The organism is Vogesella perlucida (assembly GCF_979366545.1).
The window spans coordinates 467,621-485,523 of the sequence record NZ_CEETRO010000002.1; the positions used below are offsets into that span (position 1 = coordinate 467,621).

16 protein-coding genes are annotated in these 17,903 nt (G+C 60.9%); 10 read left to right on the plus strand and 6 right to left on the minus strand.

From position 1 onward, the window contains the following. Nucleotides 1-47: 47 nt before the first annotated feature. From ACZ9XP_RS04555 to ACZ9XP_RS04575, 5 genes are all read right to left on the minus strand, one after another. Nucleotides 48-815 (minus strand): transporter substrate-binding domain-containing protein, encoded by a 768-nt coding sequence (locus tag ACZ9XP_RS04555; RefSeq protein ID WP_147684960.1) that lies wholly within the window; start codon nt 813-815, stop codon nt 48-50. A gap of 306 nt (nt 816-1,121) precedes the next feature. Beyond that, nucleotides 1,122-2,915, minus strand: coding sequence for an aminopeptidase P family protein (locus ACZ9XP_RS04560; RefSeq protein WP_147684963.1), 1,794 nt, complete (start codon nt 2,913-2,915; stop codon nt 1,122-1,124). 206 nt (nt 2,916-3,121) lie between these two features. Beyond that, nucleotides 3,122-4,303, minus strand: coding sequence for an acetyl-CoA C-acetyltransferase (locus ACZ9XP_RS04565; RefSeq protein WP_147684965.1), 1,182 nt, complete (start codon nt 4,301-4,303; stop codon nt 3,122-3,124). A 73-nt stretch (nt 4,304-4,376) separates the two neighbouring features. After that, nucleotides 4,377-6,152, minus strand: a complete 1,776-nt coding sequence (locus ACZ9XP_RS04570; RefSeq protein WP_147684969.1) for a class I poly(R)-hydroxyalkanoic acid synthase — start codon at nt 6,150-6,152, stop codon at nt 4,377-4,379. A gap of 302 nt (nt 6,153-6,454) precedes the next feature. Beyond that, nucleotides 6,455-8,065 carry a HAMP domain-containing methyl-accepting chemotaxis protein gene (locus tag ACZ9XP_RS04575; protein WP_147684972.1) on the minus strand — a complete coding sequence of 537 codons (1,611 nt, stop codon included), beginning with the start codon at nt 8,063-8,065 and terminating at the stop codon, nt 6,455-6,457. Between the two features lie 115 nt (nt 8,066-8,180). On the opposite strand from ACZ9XP_RS04575, the gene ACZ9XP_RS04580 reads away from it, so the two are divergent. The 4 genes from ACZ9XP_RS04580 (at nt 8,181) to ACZ9XP_RS04595 (ending at nt 10,958) form a co-directional block, all read left to right on the plus strand. Continuing rightward, nucleotides 8,181-8,825, plus strand: coding sequence for a fumarylacetoacetate hydrolase family protein (locus ACZ9XP_RS04580; RefSeq protein WP_147684975.1), 645 nt, complete (start codon nt 8,181-8,183; stop codon nt 8,823-8,825). Then, complete coding sequence (locus ACZ9XP_RS04585) at nt 8,822-9,229, plus strand: RNA-binding S4 domain-containing protein (protein ID WP_017509238.1); 408 nt, start codon at nt 8,822-8,824, stop codon at nt 9,227-9,229. Before ACZ9XP_RS04580 ends, ACZ9XP_RS04585 begins: the two co-directional genes overlap by 4 nt. Before the next feature lie 148 nt (nt 9,230-9,377). Next, the gene (locus ACZ9XP_RS04590) at nt 9,378-10,526 is read left to right on the plus strand and encodes an MFS transporter (protein ID WP_465188072.1); all 1,149 of its coding nucleotides are present in this window, start codon (nt 9,378-9,380) and stop codon (nt 10,524-10,526) included. 57 nt (nt 10,527-10,583) lie between these two features. Further along, on the plus strand, nt 10,584-10,958 hold the full coding sequence (locus ACZ9XP_RS04595; protein ID WP_465188073.1) for a YybH family protein: 375 nt from the start codon (nt 10,584-10,586) through the stop codon (nt 10,956-10,958). Nucleotides 10,959-10,965: 7 nt separating this feature from the next. On the opposite strand, the gene ACZ9XP_RS04600 is transcribed toward ACZ9XP_RS04595, so the two are convergent. Further along, nucleotides 10,966-11,739, minus strand: a complete 774-nt coding sequence (locus tag ACZ9XP_RS04600; protein WP_465188074.1) for a helix-turn-helix transcriptional regulator — start codon at nt 11,737-11,739, stop codon at nt 10,966-10,968. A 187-nt stretch (nt 11,740-11,926) separates the two neighbouring features. Here ACZ9XP_RS04600 and leuC point away from each other — a divergent pair, with 187 nt between their 5' ends. From leuC to ACZ9XP_RS04630, 6 genes are all read left to right on the plus strand, one after another. Next, nucleotides 11,927-13,333, plus strand: a complete 1,407-nt coding sequence (gene leuC, locus ACZ9XP_RS04605; RefSeq protein WP_465188075.1) for a 3-isopropylmalate dehydratase large subunit — start codon at nt 11,927-11,929, stop codon at nt 13,331-13,333. Between the two features lie 14 nt (nt 13,334-13,347). Next, nucleotides 13,348-13,470, plus strand: a complete 123-nt coding sequence (locus ACZ9XP_RS04610) for an entericidin A/B family lipoprotein (RefSeq protein WP_147684992.1) — start codon at nt 13,348-13,350, stop codon at nt 13,468-13,470. Next, the gene (gene leuD / locus ACZ9XP_RS04615; RefSeq protein ID WP_147684994.1) at nt 13,467-14,105 is read left to right on the plus strand and encodes a 3-isopropylmalate dehydratase small subunit; all 639 of its coding nucleotides are present in this window, start codon (nt 13,467-13,469) and stop codon (nt 14,103-14,105) included. The genes ACZ9XP_RS04610 and leuD overlap by 4 nt, the downstream gene beginning before the upstream one ends. 60 nt (nt 14,106-14,165) lie before the next feature. Further along, complete coding sequence (leuB, locus tag ACZ9XP_RS04620; protein WP_147693623.1) at nt 14,166-15,230, plus strand: 3-isopropylmalate dehydrogenase; 1,065 nt, start codon at nt 14,166-14,168, stop codon at nt 15,228-15,230. Nucleotides 15,231-15,381: 151 nt separating this feature from the next. Next, complete coding sequence (gene asd, locus ACZ9XP_RS04625; protein ID WP_206211236.1) at nt 15,382-16,488, plus strand: aspartate-semialdehyde dehydrogenase; 1,107 nt, start codon at nt 15,382-15,384, stop codon at nt 16,486-16,488. A gap of 249 nt (nt 16,489-16,737) precedes the next feature. Then, nucleotides 16,738-17,751, plus strand: a complete 1,014-nt coding sequence (locus tag ACZ9XP_RS04630) for an aspartate-semialdehyde dehydrogenase (RefSeq protein WP_147685004.1) — start codon at nt 16,738-16,740, stop codon at nt 17,749-17,751. Nucleotides 17,752-17,903: the final 152 nt, after the last annotated feature.

The following is a 17,903-nucleotide window of genomic DNA, read 5'->3' on the forward strand; positions in this document are numbered from 1 at the left end:
ACGCATGGCTGGTTGGCCGTCATCATAACACCGATTGTCAGACAATATCAGCGCTGTATGCCCAGCCGCTCAACCTGTAGCGGCACCGGGTCTTGCGGGAACCAGTGCTGGTGGATGGCGGCAAAGCTGCCATCTTGCTTGATGTCTGCCAGGGCTTTTTCCCAGCGCAGGATGGTATCGCGCGGCACATTGGCTGAAAAAGCCAGGTACAGGCTCAGGCGGTCCAGCGTGGCGACACGCTCTACGGTAGCCAGCGGCAGGCCCTGTTCGCGTAATACATTGCCCACTACCACATTGCCCTCTACCCACAGTTTCACGCGCCCGGCGGCCAGCATGCGCGCCGAGTGTGCCGGGTCGGTCGTCGGGAAAACATTAAACCCCCGGCTGTGGGCGGTGCTTTCAAAAATGCTGCCACGGTAGGCGGCGGTAGACAGTTTCTGCATGGCAGCAGGGCTGAGCTTGCGGATTTCTGCTGCGTACTGGCGCAGCGCAAAGACATCGGTACTGGAGACCAGAATGGGGCCTAGCAGCGTCATCAGCCGTTCGCGCTCGGCACTGCGGCCAACGGTAAACAGCATCACGTCTTTTTCGTTCAGCAAGCTGTTGTAGGCGCGAGCCCAAGGCTGCACCTGGATGGGGGTGGTGTCCTTTAAGCGCTCTTGCAGTAACTTGACCACTTCCACGGCCATGCCATCGGGCTGACCTTTGCTGTTGGCAAAGCTCACGGGTGGCCAGTCTTCGGTCAGCAAGGATAGCGCGGCCGCGGGCAGGCTGGTGGCCAGCAGTGTTGCCAGCAGTATCAGGCGATATTTCATGGATTATCCACGTGCCAGAATATTGACTTTAATATGGCACAGTTACAAGTTGGCCGCACGGTACATTGTTACCGTGCGGCCAACTTGTAAGACAGAAGACCAAACCCGTTTGCAAAGCAAACGGGTTTGGTCTTGTAAACAATCAGGCTGCGGTTGCCATGGTGTGGCTGGCGCGGCCCGGCTGTGCCGGGTCCGGTATCCATGTGGCCGGCACTGTGTTTGCAGCCTGCCAAGTTGGCCGCATGGTACATGGTAACCGTGCGGCCAACTTGTTTTTGCCGCGACACGGGCGGCTTGGGCAGCGCCTTACAGTGTGCGGGTGGCGTGCTGTAGCCAGGCCAGCGCGTCGCCGCTGACCAGCGGGCTGATGCGGGCATAGACCTCGGCGTGGTAGGCGTTGAGCCAGGCTAGCTCGGCCGGGGTCAACAGCGCGGGCAGGATGCAGCGCGTGTCGATGGGGCACAGTGTCAGGGTTTCAAAGCGCAGGAAGTCACCAAATTCGCTGCTGCCGGCGTCCACGTTCAGCAGCAGGTTTTCGATGCGTACACCCCAGCGGCCCGGGCGGTAGATGCCCGGCTCATTGGAGGTAATCATGCCGGCTTCCATGGCCATGTGCGGCTCGGGGATAGCACGCGAAATGCTTTGTGGGCCTTCGTGCACGTTCAGGAAGTAGCCCACGCCATGGCCTACGCCGTGGCCAAAGTCGATGTTGGCCTGCCAGATTGGCGCGCGCGCCAGCGCGTCCAGCATGGGCGATAGCGTGCCCTGCGGGAAGTGCGCCAGGCTGAGCTGGATCATGCCTTTCAGTACCAGGGTGAAGTCGTGCTTCTGCGCTTCGCTGGGTGTGCCTACCGCTACCACGCGGGTGATGTCGGTGGTGCCGCCGTGGTACTGGCCGCCGCTGTCGATCAGCAGCAGGCCATCGCCGCTAATCTCGCTGTGGCTGTCTTCGGTGGCGCGGTAGTGTGGCAGCGCACCGTTGGCGTTGAAGCCGGCGATGGTGGCAAAGCTGGGGCAGACAAAGCCGGGGCGGCGGGCGCGGGCGGCGGTGATCTGCTCGTCGATGGTGAGCTCGGTAATGCGGCTGCGGCCAACGTTGGCCTCGAACCAGGCAAAAAACTCGGCCAGTGCCGCGCCGTCTTGCGCCATGGCCTCACGCACGAACGCCGCTTCTTCCGCCGTTTTGCGCGATTTCAGCAGGGTGGACGGGTTGATGGCTTCGACGACCTGTACGCCGTCGGCTACCGCCTGGCGCAGGCCCAGGGTGATGCGGCGCGGGTCCAGCAGCAGGCGGCTGCCGGCGGGCAGGGCGGCCAGGGCGGGCTTGGCAGCGTGGTAGTCGGCGACGGTGATGCCGTCGGCAGTCAGCGTGGCAGCCAGATCGCTGTCGATCTTGCCGGCGCCGACAAACAGCGTGGCGCCATCGTGGCGCAGTAGTGCGTGCGACACAAATACCGGGTTGTAATTCACGTCGGCACCGCGCAGGTTGAACAGCCAGGCAATGTCGTCCAGCGTAGAGATAAAGTGTGCGTCGGCGCCGTGCTGCTGCATGGCGGCGCGTACTGCGGCCAACTTGGCGTGGCGCGGGGTGCTGGCAAATGGCGGCAGGTGTGCGTAAACCGCTGCGGCGGGCAGGGTGGGGCGATCGGCCCAGATGGCTGCCAGTGGGTCGAAGTCGGTGCGCAGGGTGGCACCGGCCTTGTTCAGCGCGGCTTGCAGTGCGCGTGCGGCGGCCAGGCCCAGTACGTCGCCATCTACCGCCAGTACGTTGCCGCTCACGAGGTTGGCCGCCAGCCAGTCCAGGTGCAGCGGGCTGGCGACGGTCTGGATTTTCATCAGCTGGATCTCGCTGCCGGCTAGCTCGGCCTCGGCTTGAACCCAGTAGCGGCTGTCGGCCCACAGGCCGGCAAAATCACGGGTCACGATCAGTGTGCCGACCGAACCATGAAAACCCGACAGCCAGCGGCGGCCCTGCCAGTAGCCGGGCAGGTACTCGGACAGGTGCGGGTCGGACGACGGGATCAGACAGGCGGTAATGCCGTGCTGCTGCATGCTCTGGCGCAGGGCTGCCAGGCGGGCGGAAACTGGGGTGGCGCTCATGATGGTTCTCGCTGGAATATTGTATTCATTTTGCGGCGATAAGCAGGGGCTGGCAAGACGGCCAATGAGACAGGACGCAATGTTCTGTAAACAGTATGCCGGTCGGCAGCGCATTCGTGCCAAGCGGCTTGGGGGCGGCGCAGTCACCGTCGCACAATAAAAAAGCCCCGCCGTAGCGGGGCCTTGCTTGCCGATGGGGGTTGGGCTTACGGGCGCTCTACGGCCAGCGCTACACCCATGCCACCGCCGATGCACAGGGTGGCCAGGCCTTTTTTGGCGTCACGACGCTGCATTTCGTGCAGCAGGGTCACCAGAACACGGCAACCGGATGCACCGATAGGGTGGCCCAGGGCGATGGCGCCGCCGTTTACGTTGACCTTGTCGGCACTCCAGCCCAGCTCGCGGGCAACACCCAGTGCTTGGGCGGCGAAGGCTTCGTTGGCTTCTACCAGGTCCAGGTCTTCCACTTTCCAGCCCGCTTTGTCCAGCGCCTTGCGGGTGGCAGATACCGGGCCGATGCCCATGATTTCCGGCTCGCAGCCGGTCAGGGCGTAGGACTTGATCACGGCCAGTGGTTTCAGGCCCAGCTTGTCGGCACGCTCGGCGGTCATCAGCATCACGGCGGCAGCGCCATCGTTGATGCCGGAGGCGTTACCGGCAGTGACGCTGCCGTCTTTCTTGAAGGCCGGGCGCAGTTTGGCCAGGCTGTCGGCCGTGGTGCCGGCCTTGATGTATTCGTCTTTGGCAAAGGCTACCGGGTCGCCTTTACGCTGTGGTACCAGTACCGGCACGATTTCGGCGTCGAACTTGCCAGCGGCCTGGGCGGCTTCGGCGCGGTTTTGCGAGGCCAGGGCCAGCGCGTCTTGCTCTTCACGGCTAATGCCGTATTTGGCGGCCACGTTTTCGGCGGTGATGCCCATGTGGTATTGGTTGTAGGCGTCGGTCAGACCGTCGGCCACCATGGTGTCCACCAGCTGGGTGTTGCCCATGCGGAAACCGTCACGCGAGCCCGGCAGGATGTGCGGGGACAGCGACATGCTTTCCTGGCCGCCGGCAATCACGATTTCGGCATCGCCATTGGCAATGGCCTGGGCGGCCAGGTGCACAGCGCGCAGGCCGGAGCCGCATACCACGTTCAGGGTGGAGGCCGGGGTGCTGTTTGGCAGGCCGGCCTTGATCAGTGCCTGGCGGGCCGGGTTCTGGCCAGCGCCAGCGGTCAGTACCTGACCCAGGATGACTTCACTGACGTCTTCCGGCTTCACGCCGGTTTTTTCCAGCAGGCCCTTGATCACGGTAGCGCCCAGTTCCGGGGCCGGGATTTTGGCCAGGGAGCCGCCAAAGCTGCCAACGGCGGTACGCAGTGCTGCAACAATAACGATGTCTTGCATGGTTTTCTCCAGGTTGTTCTGTTCTGTGCCAGATTCGGTTGAAGCCGCAATCTAGCACAGAAGTTTTTGCAGATTATTGCAGGGTAGCCAGCTGAGCCGGCATGGCCTTGGCTTGCACGTATTCGCCCGGCGCGTCGCACAGGGCTGGCAGCTCTTTGCTGCCAAAGGTTTTCGGGGCGGCGACTTTTTCGCCGGACTGCGGTGCCAGCCAGCCGTCCCAGTCTTTCCACCAGCTGCCCGGGCGGCTTTCTGCACCGTCCAGCCAGGCGTCTGCGCTGGCGGCCAGGGTGTCGTTGACCCAGTAGTTGCGCTTGTCTTTGGTCACCGGGTTGATGGAGCCGGCAATGTGGCCGGACGCGCCCAGTACGTAACGGCGGGAAGGCGCACCGGTGAGGTATTTCACGCCGTCATAGGCAGACTGCCACGGTACGATGTGGTCTTCGCGTGCGGCAAAGATGTACAGCGGGATGTCGATCTGCGATACGTCGATTTTCACGCCACACAGCTCGATGCTGCCTGGCTTGGTCAGCGCGTTGTTGATGTAGAACTCTTTCAGGAAGAAAGTGTGCATCGGCAGGGGCAGGTCTACCGCGTCGTTGTTCCAGTACAGCAGGTCGAACGGTGGCGGGGTTTTGCCCAGCAGGTAGTTGTTTACCACGTAGTTCCACACCAGGTCGTTGGCGCGCAGGCTGGCAAAGGTACGGCCCAGCTCCTTGCCGCTGACGATGCCGCCGCTACCGCTGGCCAGCTTGGCTTCGCGCGCCTGGATCAGCTTGTCGTCGATGAAGACCTTGATTTCGCCCGGCTCGGTGTGGTCCAGCAGCGAGGTCATGAAGGTGGCGCTGTCGATGTAGTTCAGCTTGCGGTGTTTCATCACGCACAGCGCGGTGTTGAGGATAACGCCGCCGATGCAGAAGCCCAGCGCGTTCATCGATGGCTGTTTGGTGATCTTGCGTACCGCTTCGGTGGCAGCGATCACGCCTTCCTCGATGTAGTTGTCCCACTTGTAGTGTTTCATGTCCGGGGTGGCCGAGCGCCAGCTCACCAGGAACACGCGATAACCCTGGGCCACGAAGTGGCGCACCATGGAGTTATCTTGTTGCAGGTCCATCAGGTAGTACTTGTTCACGCACGGTGGCACGATTAGCAGCGGCTTTTCGTATACCTGTTCGGTGGTGGGGGTGTACTGGATCAGCTCGATCAGCTTGTTGCGGAACACCACCTTGCCCGGGGTGCAGGCAATGTTCTTGCCGATCTCGAATTTGCTCTCGTCAGACATGGAGATATGACCCTTTTGCAGGTCTTCCACCATGTTTTTCATGCCTTCCACCAGGCTTTCGCCTTTGGTTTCCAGCGCGCGCTTGACCACTTCCGGGTTGGTCAGCATGAAGTTGGTCGGTGCCATGGCGTCGATGTACTGACGGGTGGCAAAGGCCAGGCGCTCTTTGTCTTCGCCTTCCAGCTGCGATTTGTCTACCAGCTCGGTCATCCATTTGCTGGTGAGCAGATAGCTTTGCTTCAGGAAGCTGTAAAACGGGTGCTCGTTCCACTCCGGGGCGGCAAAGCGGCGGTCGCTGGCGGCTGGCTGCGCGGCGGCCGCGCCACCGGCTGGCTGGCCCAGGAAAGACAGCCAGATATTCATCTGTTGCTGGTACAGATTGTTTTGCAGGGCAACAAACTGGTTGGCGTTGTCTACCATCTGCTGCCAGGCACCGGCCATGGGGTTGGCCGCATCTTGTGGCGACAGGCCGCTACCCAGCGAATTCACGAACTGCTGCATCCACTTCTGATTGGCTTCGGACAGATTGGCAAAAAAGCTGTCCAGTGATGTGGTGGTTTCCTGACTCATTGATATCTCCTTCAAATGGGGGAAGACAAACAGGCCGTGCTGCCTTGCGTGACAGGATGTTTTTCTTGTTGGGCGCAATCTGTTGAGTAAAGACTTTACCATTGGTTTATGACAAAACACAGCCAAGGCATGCTGCATTGCGATATAAACGCGGGTAATGGGTATGCAGGCAACAACAGGTGGCAGCCCGGGGTTGGGCTAGTGACGGGAGTATGGCAGATTTATTGCTATGGCATGTTGTTTTGCATCAATAACGTTAGCAGCCCGGGGCGACTGCTGTATCGCCCCGGCCGCTGCCATGTTTACACGCTAAAGTCTTTGACTTTGTTTTCCAGGTGATCGGCTTTGTCCTCCAGTTGGCTGGCGTAGCTATCCAGGCTGACTGCGCTGTTGGCATTGGTTTCCGATAGCTGGGCGATCTGCTCAACGCGGCGCGCCATCTCGTTGCTGGCGGTGCGTTGCTCGGCCAGTGCGTCGGCAATTTCGCTGGCAGACTGCGACACCTCGTGAATGGTGTGCTGGATGCGCCCGATGGCTTCCTGCATTTCTGCTGTCAGCGCCTCGCCTTTGCTGACACGGCTCACGCTTTGCTGCATGGCCAGGTTGGCTGCCTGGGCCGACTGGGTGATTTCGCGCACCATCTGGTCGATCTGCACGGTGGATTGCGCCGAGCGCTCGGCCAGCTTGCGTACCTCATCGGCCACCACCGCAAAACCACGCCCCATATCGCCGGCGCGGGCGGCTTCGATGGCGGCATTCAGCGCCAGCAGGTTGGTCTGGTCGGCCACGTCTCGAATCACATCCAGCACACTAACGATGGTTTGGCTTTGCTGGGTCAGCGCTGCCACCTGTTGTTCGCTATGCCGTATGGCAGTGCCGATAGCGGTGATCTCCTCCAGGGTGGCATCAATCACCCGCGAGCTGTCGCTGGAGGCCTTGCCGGCCTGGCTGGCACGCTGCTGGGCAACATCCGCGCTGTCGGCAATATGGGTGATGCTGACGGCAAATTGTTCTACCGTGCTGGCAATGGACGAGGTGGCTTCGCTTTGCTGGCGCGAGCTCGTGCTGATGGTGTCGGAGGTCTGGCCAATCTGGCGCGCCATCTGATTGATGTTATCGCTGCTGCTGCGTACGTCCTGGATAATGGTGCTCATATTGTCCAGCAGGCTGTTGAGCTGCCCGGCAATCACGGCCAGCTCGTCTTTGCCGCGTACCGGTATGCGCAGGCTCAGGTCATGCTTGTGGGTGATCGCCTGGCAGGTATCGGCCAGCTCGCGCACGCTGCTGTTCAGCCGGCTGGCCAGGCGCCAGGCCATGATGCTGCCCACAGCCAGGCTCAACAGCAAGGCTGTACTGGCAAATAGCAAGCTCTGGTGCAAGGTCTGTTCGCTGGTCTGGTAGTTTTTTTCCGCTTCGGCCAGCTGCAGGTCTATCAATTTGCTGATGTCGGTGCTGAGCGGGTCGATGGCCGGGTACAGCTGGCTATTGGCCAGTGTGTGCAGGGCTTCTCTCTGCCCGCTTTGCATCAGCTGGCTGGCTTGGCGGGCCACACCCAGTGCATTGCTTATCTTGCCTTTGGCGTGCTCTACCAGGGCGGCTTCTTCGGTGGTGAGGTGGGTGGCAGTATAGGCGGACCACTGTTTGTTGAATTCGGCCTCGGCCGTAGCAATGGCGGCGCTACCGTCTGCGGCTGACAGCGTGCCGGCATTGGTTTTATGGATGGTGTCCACCACGTTTACGGCAAACATGTCGGCAACAACCTTGAGCTGTTTTAGCGGGATGACGCGGTCTTGATAGGTGGTGGCAAAGGCGCTATTGCTTTTTTGCAGCAGGAAAACCATGCTGCCGCACAGCAAAATCATCAAGATAAGCAGGCTGCCTGCCAGCCAGAAAACGCGTGCCTTGATACTCATAGTGCCCCCTTTGCGTGCCGATTCAATATCATGCTCTTATCTGTTTTTAGTGTATTTTGCGTTTTGTTGTAGATTTCTGTGGTTAAAAACCGATTCATTTGATAGGTGTGGATTTATGAATGTTTGTCTGGCTGGGGTAGAGCAGCGTGCCAATACCCTGTTTTGTATTGGTCGCAACTACGCCGCCCACGCTGCCGAGCTGGGGAATGCCATGGAAGAAGAACCGGTGGTGTTCCTGAAACCGGCGGCCGCGTTGCTGCCCTGCGGCCAACCTTTGCAGTTGCCCGCTTTTTCGCAGGATGTGCATTACGAGTGCGAGCTGCTGGTGTTGATCGGCCGCGATGCCGACCATATTGCCGAAGCCGATGCCCTGCAGTACGTGGCCGGCTACGGTATCGGACTGGACCTGACCGCGCGTGATGTGCAAAGCCAGGTAAAAGCCAAAGGTCTGCCGTGGACCAAGGCCAAAGGTTTTCGGGGTGCCGCCTGCGTATCCGCTTTTGTGCCTGCCAGCGCGCTGGACCCGTTGGCCGCACGCTTCACGCTGCAGGTAAACGGCCAGCTGCGCCAGCAGGGCGACACCACCCTGATGCGCTTTTCGGTGCCATACATCGTGAGCTACCTGTCGCAGGTATACGGCCTGCGCGCGGGTGACGTCATCTTTACCGGCACGCCGGAAGGGGTAGGGCAGCTGCATGCGGGGGATGTGCTGCAGCTGGATCTGGGTGTGGTGCAAGCGCAGTGGCAGGTGGCGGCATGAGCAAAGCAAAGTTGGCCGCAGACGACGACAAAGTCCGGCTGGACAAATGGCTGTGGGCGGCGCGCTTTTTCAAAACGCGCCAGCTGGCGCACGAGGCGCTGGAGCTGGGCCGCGTGCTGGTGAACGGCGAGCGGGTCAAGGCCTCACGCGTGGCGCGCGAGGGCGAGCTACTGCAAATCCGCATCGACAAACTGGTGTACAACGTGACCGTGCTGGGCCTGGCCACGCAGCGCCGCCCAGCGGCCGAGGCGCGGTTGCTGTATAGCGAAAGCGAGGAGTCCATCGCCGCCCGCGAGCACCAGATCGGCTTGCAAAAAGCCGAGCACGCCAGCTTTCCGTATGGCGATGGGCGGCCCACCAAGAAAGCTCGCCGCGATATTGTGCGCTTCAAGGACAGCTGGTAAGCCTGCCACCCGCGGTGTGCACGGCTGCCGGTAGCACGAAACAGTCTGTTTTATGGCCAGGCGGGGCATGCGTGCTTCATGTGCCGGGGCTTTTGCGCTATATTGGCGCCCCGGTGCGCTGCACCCGCTTCCCCTTTCGTTCTGCATCATGTCTGCATCTGCCCCTCTGGCTGCCCTGGCGGCGTTCTATTTTTCCTACTTTGCCTTTCAGGGGCTGTTTGGCCCGTTCTGGTCGCTGTACCTCGAATCGCTGTCTTTTAATACGGTCCAGATCTCCATCCTGATGGCGCTGTCCACGCTGGCGCGCATTGTGGCGCCGATGTTCTGGGGTTGGCTGGCCGACCGTAGCGGGCAGCGCCGCGCCATCATGCTATGGACTTCGGTGGTATCCATGGCCAGCTTTGTCATGGTGGCCTGGCAGCACAGTTTCTGGGGCATGTTCATCTGGCTGGCGGTAAACCATTTCTTCTGGGCCGCTGCGCTGCCGCTGGGCGAGGCCTCTACCGCGCACCTCACGCGCAGCCAGCCTGGCCGTTACAGCCGCGTGCGGGTGTGGGGCTCTATCGGCTTTGTCTGCTTTGCCGCCAGCGGTGGCTACCTGCTGAACCTGGTCACCATGGCTAACTTGCCGTGGCTGATCGTTGGCCTGCTGGGGTTGATTGTGGTGGCCTGCTGGCGCGTGCCGGAGGTGGCTATCGAGCGCCATAAAGCCCGCCCGGAGCCGATCTGGGCCACGGTGCGCCAGCCGCACGTGGTGGCGCTGTTTGCCTGCTGCTTTTTGCTGTCGTTTGCCATGGGGCCGTACTACAACTTTTACTCCATCGGCCTGAAAGAAGCCGGCTATAGCGCCAGCACTACCGGCCTGCTATGGGCGGCAGGGGTGATGGCCGAGATTGTGGTGTTCTGGCAGATGCCACGCCTGATGGCACGCTTTACGCTGGAAAAGCTGATGCTGGCTTCGCTGCTGGTATCGGCACTGCGCTTTGCGCTGATGGCCACGCTATTGCCGGTGGCAGCGGTGGCTTTTGTAGCGCAGCTGGGCCACGCTTTTACCTTTGGCGTACACCACGCCGCTGCCGTGGGGCTGATTCACCGCAACTTTGCCGAGCAGCACCAGGCGCGGGGGCAGGGCCTGTACACCGTGGCGTCGTTCGGTATCGGCGGCAGCGTCGGCGGCCTGCTGGGCGGCGTGTTGTGGCAATACGGCGGTGTAGCGCTGACCTTTGGCGTGTCTACCTTGGCGCTGTTGCTGGGTGTGGTGGTGTGTGTGAAGTGGTTGCGGCCAACTGCTGCCTGATGAACCATGCGCAGCGCTTTTCCACCATTGGGTAAATCGAACTTTCAGGAGAGGCAGATGCAGCAGACACCCGAACAGGCCTTGCGTGCTTACGAAGCAGCCTTGGCCACGTATGACTGGGTGCGGATTGCACCTTTTATCCACCCGGATGCATGCTTCGTATTTTCCAGTGGCACGCATTGGGGGCGAGAGGCCATCGGTGAAGCCGTGCGCCGAGTTTTTACCATCATCCGTGACGAGCAGTACCGCATTAGCGAGTTGCAGTGGGTGATGCAGACCCAGGCGTTTGCTAGCTGCATCTACCGTTTTGATTGGTGTGGAGTCATAGACGGTCAGCCTGCGTCTGGTGCCGGGCGGGGTACTTGCGTACTGGTATGCGAGAATCAGCGCTGGCTGTTGCTGAACGAGCATCTGGGGCCGTTGCCGGAGTAACCCATTTTTACAACAGCATCACCAACTTCAATTCCGGCGCATGTGCCAGCCTTAGCGTGAGCTGCTGGTAGCTTAGCCGCCCTTGGTGGGCGTGGTTGAATACCCGCTCGCCGCCTTCTCTCCCCAGTACATCCTGTTGCCGCCACAGCTCGTCGAAGGTGGCGCTGGCTTCGCGCAGGCTGGCGATCAGCGCAGTGGCGGCCTCGTGCTGCAGCGCGCTGGTGTCGGCGCGGAACTCGGCCACCATGCGGCGCGCGCGCGTGGGCCAGTCGTCTACCAGTTGCATGGCCAGCGGGTGGCAGAACATGAACTGCAGCAGGTTCTTGCTGCCCGGTTCGTCCAGCCAGCCGGTAAACAGCGCGCCGGCTTCAGCGTTCCAGGCCGGTACCTGCCACAGCGCGTCCAGCACATAGGCTGGCCGGCTGATGTGGGCGGTGGCGGCGGCCAGCATCTGTTCGGCCTCAGGGTTGGCCGCAGCGCTGCTGTGCTGCGGGTTTTTCTGCCCGGCCAGGTTGAACAGGTAGTCGGTTTCGGCGCGCGACAGCTGCAGGGTGCTGGCTAGCGCCGCCAGCGTAGCGGCGGATACCGACTGCGTGCGGCCTTGTTCTATCCAGGTCAGCCAGGTGGGGCTGATGCCGCACAGTGCGGCCACCTCTTCGCGGCGCAGGCCTTTGGCGCGGCGGCGGCTGCCGGCGGGCAGGCCGGCGTGTTCCGGCTGCAGGCGCTCGCGGTGGCTGCGGATAAAGTCACCTAGCGGGCTGGGTTGGCTGGGCTTGCTCATGCTGGGGTCTGCACTGTGGCTGTTAGTGTTAGTACTAGTATAAAAGCTTATCTTGTACTAGGAAAACGCCTGCGTCATGATGGTGGCCAACGCAGGATTTGCGCCGGCGCAAAGCTGGGCCGTGCTACATGGCGCAGGCTGGCCGGCAGGCAAATCCCTTGTTTCCTCTTTACCTGAAGGCGCGACCATGACCGCACAAACCCTGTACGACAAGCTGTGGCACAGCCACGTGGTGCACGAAGAAGCCGACGGCACCGTTTTGCTTTATATCGACCGCCACCTGGTGCACGAAGTGACCAGCCCGCAGGCGTTTGAAGGCCTGAAGCTGGCCGGCCGCTCGCTGTGGCGCGTGGATTCGGTGGTGTCTACTGCCGACCACAACACCCCTACCAACGATTGGGACAAGGGCATTCAGGACCCGATCTCGCGCCAGCAGGTAGAAACGCTGGACGCCAACATCAAGGCCTTTGGCGCGCTGGCTTACTTTCCGTTCAAGGACAAAGGCCAGGGCATCGTGCACGTGATGGGGCCGGAGCAAGGTGCCACCCTGCCGGGCATGACCGTGGTCTGTGGTGACAGCCATACCTCCACCCACGGCGCTTTTGGCGCGCTGGCGCACGGTATCGGCACCTCGGAAGTGGAACACGTGATGGCCACCCAGACGCTGGTGGCCAAGAAATCCAAGAACATGCTGGTGCGCGTGGACGGCAAGCTGCCGGCCGGCATTACCGGCAAAGACGTAGCGCTGGCCATTATCGGCAAGATCGGCACCGCTGGCGGTACTGGTTACGCCATCGAATTTGGCGGTGAGGCCATTCGCGAGCTGTCGATGGAAGGCCGCATGAGTCTGTGCAATATGGCCATCGAAGGCGGTGCCCGCTCCGGCCTGGTGGCGGTAGACCAGAAAACCATCGACTATGTGAAAGGCCGCCCGTTTGCCCCGAAAGGCGAGCAGTGGGACGCCGCCGTGGCGTACTGGAATACGCTGCATTCCGACGAAGGCGCGCACTTCGACCAGGTGGTAGTGCTGGACGCGGCCGACATCCAGCCGCAAGTGACTTGGGGAACTTCGCCGGAAATGGTGACCGATATCAACGGCCGCGTGCCGGACCCGGCGCAAGAAACCGACCCGGTGAAAAAAGGCTCCATCGAACGTGCACTGGCCTACATGGGCCTGCAAGCCGGTACTCCGATGAGCGAGATTCCGGTGGATATCGTGTTTATCGGCTCCTGTACCAATAGCCGTATCGAAGACCTGCGCGACGCTGCTGCCGTGGCGCGTGGCCGCCAGAAAGCGGCCAACGTGAAGCAGGTGTTGGTGGTGCCGGGCTCTGGCCTGGTGAAGGCGCAGGCGGAACAAGAAGGCCTGGATAAGGTCTTTATCGAAGCAGGCTTTGAGTGGCGCGAGCCGGGCTGCTCGATGTGTCTGGCGATGAACGCGGACCGTCTGCAGCCGGGCGAGCGTTGTGCGTCTACCTCCAACCGCAACTTTGAAGGCCGTCAGGGCCAGGGTGGCCGTACCCACCTGGTGAGCCCGGCCATGGCGGCTGCGGCTGCGGTGGCCGGCCACTTTGTTGATATCCGCTCGCTGTAATAGAGGCAAACATCATGACTACCCGACTTTTTGTGCTGATCTGCGTCGCCCTGGCCACCACTGGCTGCAACACGGTTTCCGGCATCGGTAAAGATATCAAGAAGGCGGGTAGCGCCATTGAAAGGGCTGCACAATGAAAGCATTCACTACACTCAACGGCCTGGTCTGCCCGCTGGACCGCGCCAACGTTGATACCGACGCCATCATCCCCAAGCAATTCCTGAAATCGATCAAGCGTTCCGGCTTTGGCCCCAACCTGTTCGACGAATGGCGCTACCTGGACCACGGCGAGCCCGGCATGGACAACAGCCAGCGCCCGCTGAACCCGGATTTCGTGCTGAACTTCCCGCGTTACGCCGGTGCCCAGGTGCTGCTGGCGCGCGAAAACTTTGGCTGTGGCTCCAGCCGCGAGCATGCACCGTGGGCGCTGGAAGACCAGGGCTTCCGCGTGGTGATCGCGCCGAGCTTTGCCGATATTTTCTTCAACAACTGCTACAAGAACGGCCTGCTGCCCATCGTGCAGCCCGCCGAGGTGGTAGACCAGTTGTTCCGCGAATGTGAAGCGGCCGAGGGCTATGCACTGAACGTGGACCTGCCATCGCAGACCATCACCACGCCGTCGGGCCAGTCCTTTGCTTTCGACATCACCGAGCATCGCAAGCATTGCCTGCTGGGTGGTCTGGACGAAATCGGCCTGACCTTGCAACACGCTGACAAGATCAAAGCTTACGAGGCGCAACGCCGCGCTGCCCAGCCTTGGCTGTTTGCCTGATACACCCCAAGGTTGGCCGCATGCGGCCAACCTTCTGCCACATAGCACAGGATAGAGATCATGAAAATTGCAGTTCTGCCGGGTGACGGCATCGGTCCGGAAATCATCGCTCAAGCCAAACGCGTGCTGGACGTACTGCGCAGCGACGGCCTGCCTATCGAAATGGAAGAGGCGCCGCTGGGTGGCGCTGGCTACGACGCTTTCGGCCAACCTTATCCATCGTTTACGCAAAACCTGTGTCGCCAGGCCGATGCAGTACTGCTGGGTGCCGTTGGCGGCCCGCAATACGACAACCTGGATCGCCCGCTGCGCCCGGAGCGTGGCCTGCTGGCGATCCGTAAAGACCTGAACCTGTTTGCCAACCTGCGCCCGGCCATTCTGTATCCGGAGCTGGCGAATGCTTCCACGCTGAAGCCGGAAGTGGTGTCGGGTCTGGATATCATGATCGTGCGCGAGCTGACCGGTGATATCTATTTTGGCCAGCCACGCGGCATTGCCGTAAACGAGCTGGGCGAGCGCGAAGCCTACAACACCATGCGTTACAGCGAGAGCGAGATCCGCCGTATTGCCCACGTGGCGTTTGGCATTGCCATGAAGCGCAACAAGAAGCTGTGCTCGGTAGACAAGGCCAACGTGCTGGAAACCACCGAGTTCTGGAAAGAAATCATGATCGACGTGGCGCGTGAATACCCGCAGGTAGAGCTGAGCCATATGTACGTGGATAACGCCGCCATGCAGCTGGTGCGTAACCCCAAACAGTTCGACGTGATGGTGACCGGCAATATCTTTGGCGACATCCTGTCCGACGAAGCCTCCATGCTCACCGGCTCCATCGGCATGCTGCCGTCGGCGTCGCTGGACCAGAACAACAAAGGCCTGTACGAGCCTAGTCACGGTTCCGCCCCGGATATCGCCGGCAAAAACCTGGCTAACCCGCTGGCCACCATCCTGTCTGCCGCCATGATGTTGCGCTATACCTTCGGCCAGGAAGCTGCCGCCCAGCGCGTGGAAAACGCGGTGAAAGCTGTGCTGGCCAAAGGCTATCGCACTGCGGACATCTTTGAAGCAGGCTGCGAGAAAGTCAGCTGCAGCGGCATGGGCGATGCTGTAGTTGCTGCCATGTAAATGACTGTTTTAATGCTGTTCAAATAAAAAACATCTACCCCATTGTGCGTGCTGCTGTTGCCCTGCACAATGGGGTAGATCACTAGATAAGCCCCGGTTTTAACCGAGGGCAGCGGTTTCAAACACCCGACGACATTCAGGAGAAATTATCGTGCGAGTAGGTTTTGTAGGCTGGCGCGGCATGGTGGGTTCCGTGCTGATGCAGCGCATGCTGGAAGAGAATGATTTTGCCGTGATCAACGAGCCGGTGTTCTTTACCACCTCCAATGTAGGCGGTGCAGCACCAAACGTTGGCCGCGAGGTACCACCGCTGAAAGACGCGCGCAATATCGACGAGCTGAAGGCAATGGACGCCATCGTGACCTGTCAGGGTGGTGATTACACCGCCGAGGTATACGGCAAGCTGCGCGCGGCCGGCTGGACTGGCTACTGGATCGACGCGGCTTCCAGCCTGCGCATGGAAGACAATGCCGTGATCGTGCTGGACCCGGTAAACCGCAACGTGATCGATGCGGCGCTGGCCAAGGGCGTAAAAGACTACATCGGCGGCAACTGTACCAACTCCATCATGCTGATGGGTATGGGTGGCCTGTTCCGCGAAGGCTTGGTGGAGTGGGTGTCCTCCATGACTTACCAGGCAGCCTCCGGCGGCGGCGCCAACCACATGCGCGAGCTGCTCAAAGGCATGGGTGTGGTACACGCTGCCGTAGCAGACGAGCTGGCGACACCGTCGTCCGCCATTCTCGATATCGATCGCAAGGTGGCTGCGTCCATCCGCGAAGACGTACCGACCGAATTCTTCGGTGCGCCGCTGGCTGGCGGCCTGATCCCTTGGATCGACAAGCAGCTGGATAACGGCCAGTCCAAGGAAGAATGGAAAGGCCAGGCCGAGGTGAACAAGATTCTGGGCACCGACAGCACCATTCCGGTAGATGGCCTGTGCGTGCGCATTGGCGCCATGCGCTGCCACAGCCTGGCGCTGACCGTGAAGCTGAAGAAAGATCTGCCGCTGGAAGAAATCGAAGCCATCATCAAGTCGGGTAATGACTGGGTGAAATGGGTGCCGAACGACCGCGAAATCAGCGTAAAAGAGCTGACTCCGGCAGCCATCACCGGTGGCCTGCAAATTGGCGTGGGCCGCGTACGCAAGCTGAACATGGGTGGTGAATACCTGTCGGCTTTCGTCATTGGCGACCAGCTGCTGTGGGGCGCGGCCGAGCCGCTACGCCGCATGCTGCGCATCCTGATCGAGCGCTGAGCCTGCCAGCCGCCTGCTTTGCACGGCGGATAAACGGCCTGTCACCCTTGGGTGGCAGGCTTTTTTACTGTGCAGCCCGCTTCATTTGCAAGCTGGGTGCGCTAAAATGAGCACAATCCATTTTTCTGCAGGCCTGTTTTTTGTGGGCCACTCTCTTTTTCAAGAAAGTCTTGCTATCTGCCGTGCTGGCTAGTTGTGACTTTCTGGCAGTTTTCTGCCCTTGTCTGTATTGAAACTCAAGGTATTTACATGTCTGAAACGATTCGTCTTGCTGTTGTTGGTGCCACCAGCCTGGTTGGTGAAGCTGTGCTCGATCTGCTGGCCGAGCGCCACTTGCCGATTGGCCGTGTATTTGCACTGGATGTTGCCGATAAAGAAGGTGAAACCGTTTCGTTTGGTAACCTGGAGCTCGATGTTGCCCAGGTTGACGAGTTCGACTTTGCCAATGCGTCGCTGGCCATTTTTGTGGGTGGCGCCGAGCTTACCCGCCAGTACGTGCCGGAAGCGCGCCAGGCCGGCTGCGCGATTATCGATTTCAGCAGCGTTTACCGCTTGTCTGACGATGTGCCGCTGTATGTGCCTGGCGTCAACGACGCCGTGCTGGACGATCTGGGCGAAGGCCTGCTGGTGTCGGTGCCCAATTGCACGGTAACACCGCTGGCGCAGGCCTTGGCCGCATTGCGTGCATCGGGCCTGCAGCGCGTGACTGTGTCTACCTATCAGTCGGTATCCGGCTCTGGTCGTGCCGCGCTGGAAGAGCTGGCTAACCAGACCACCGCGCTGTTTGGTGCCCGCGACGTGGAGCTGGAGGTTTACCCCAAGCGTATTTCCTTCAACGTACTGCCGCTGATCGGTGGTGTGGACGAGCAGGGTGTCAGCGAGGAAGAGCGCTCGGTAGAGCAAGAGCTGCGTAAAGTGCTGGCCCTGCCAGGGCTGGACGTGGAGGCCACCTGCGTACGCGTGCCAGTGTTCTTTGGCCATGGCTGGGCGGTAACGGTGCAGACCGACGAGCCCATCACCGCCGACAAGGCCCGCGAGCTGTTCAAGGCCGCGCGCTTGCAGGTGATGGACGACCCCGCCGGCGAGATGCCTTATATCACCCCGCTGGAAGCCTCGGGTAACGAAGCCGTGTGGGTAAGCCGTGTACGCCAGACCGGCCGTAGCCTGTCGTTCTGGCTGGCCGCCGATAATGCGCGTACTGGTGCTGCTTTGCCATGTGTTGACGCCACAGCGGCACTCATGAAACGCGGGTATTTTGCCTGACTCGATAACTACTAGTAGTATTGCGGATAAACAAAGCTATGTAGTTTGATTGGATTTCCGGCCGCCTTGCCTTGTGGTACGGCCGCCATTACCTGGATGGCCGCACGCTGCGGGCCGGAATCAAGAATATTTCACCGAAAGGTAGCGCATTA

Excerpts from the sequence above, each read along its gene's own strand:
- ACZ9XP_RS04555 (WP_147684960.1), bottom strand. The coding sequence starts at position 815 with ATGAAATATCGCCTGATACTGCTGGCAACACTGCTGGCCACCAGCCTG.
- ACZ9XP_RS04585 (WP_017509238.1), top strand. The coding sequence starts at position 8,822 with ATGAGCAAAGCAAAGTTGGCCGCAGACGACGACAAAGTCCGGCTGGAC.
- leuC (WP_465188075.1), top strand. The coding sequence starts at position 11,927 with ATGACCGCACAAACCCTGTACGACAAGCTGTGGCACAGCCACGTGGTG.
- ACZ9XP_RS04600 (WP_465188074.1), bottom strand. The coding sequence starts at position 11,739 with ATGAGCAAGCCCAGCCAACCCAGCCCGCTAGGTGACTTTATCCGCAGC.
- ACZ9XP_RS04570 (WP_147684969.1), bottom strand. The coding sequence starts at position 6,152 with ATGAGTCAGGAAACCACCACATCACTGGACAGCTTTTTTGCCAATCTG.
- leuD (WP_147684994.1), top strand. The coding sequence starts at position 13,467 with ATGAAAGCATTCACTACACTCAACGGCCTGGTCTGCCCGCTGGACCGC.
- ACZ9XP_RS04580 (WP_147684975.1), top strand. The coding sequence starts at position 8,181 with ATGAATGTTTGTCTGGCTGGGGTAGAGCAGCGTGCCAATACCCTGTTT.
- ACZ9XP_RS04560 (WP_147684963.1), bottom strand. The coding sequence starts at position 2,915 with ATGAGCGCCACCCCAGTTTCCGCCCGCCTGGCAGCCCTGCGCCAGAGC.
- ACZ9XP_RS04610 (WP_147684992.1), top strand. The coding sequence starts at position 13,348 with ATGACTACCCGACTTTTTGTGCTGATCTGCGTCGCCCTGGCCACCACT.
- ACZ9XP_RS04590 (WP_465188072.1), top strand. The coding sequence starts at position 9,378 with ATGTCTGCATCTGCCCCTCTGGCTGCCCTGGCGGCGTTCTATTTTTCC.
- ACZ9XP_RS04565 (WP_147684965.1), bottom strand. The coding sequence starts at position 4,303 with ATGCAAGACATCGTTATTGTTGCAGCACTGCGTACCGCCGTTGGCAGC.
- ACZ9XP_RS04630 (WP_147685004.1), top strand. The coding sequence starts at position 16,738 with ATGTCTGAAACGATTCGTCTTGCTGTTGTTGGTGCCACCAGCCTGGTT.
- leuB (WP_147693623.1), top strand. The coding sequence starts at position 14,166 with ATGAAAATTGCAGTTCTGCCGGGTGACGGCATCGGTCCGGAAATCATC.
- ACZ9XP_RS04575 (WP_147684972.1), bottom strand. The coding sequence starts at position 8,065 with ATGAGTATCAAGGCACGCGTTTTCTGGCTGGCAGGCAGCCTGCTTATC.
- ACZ9XP_RS04595 (WP_465188073.1), top strand. The coding sequence starts at position 10,584 with ATGCAGCAGACACCCGAACAGGCCTTGCGTGCTTACGAAGCAGCCTTG.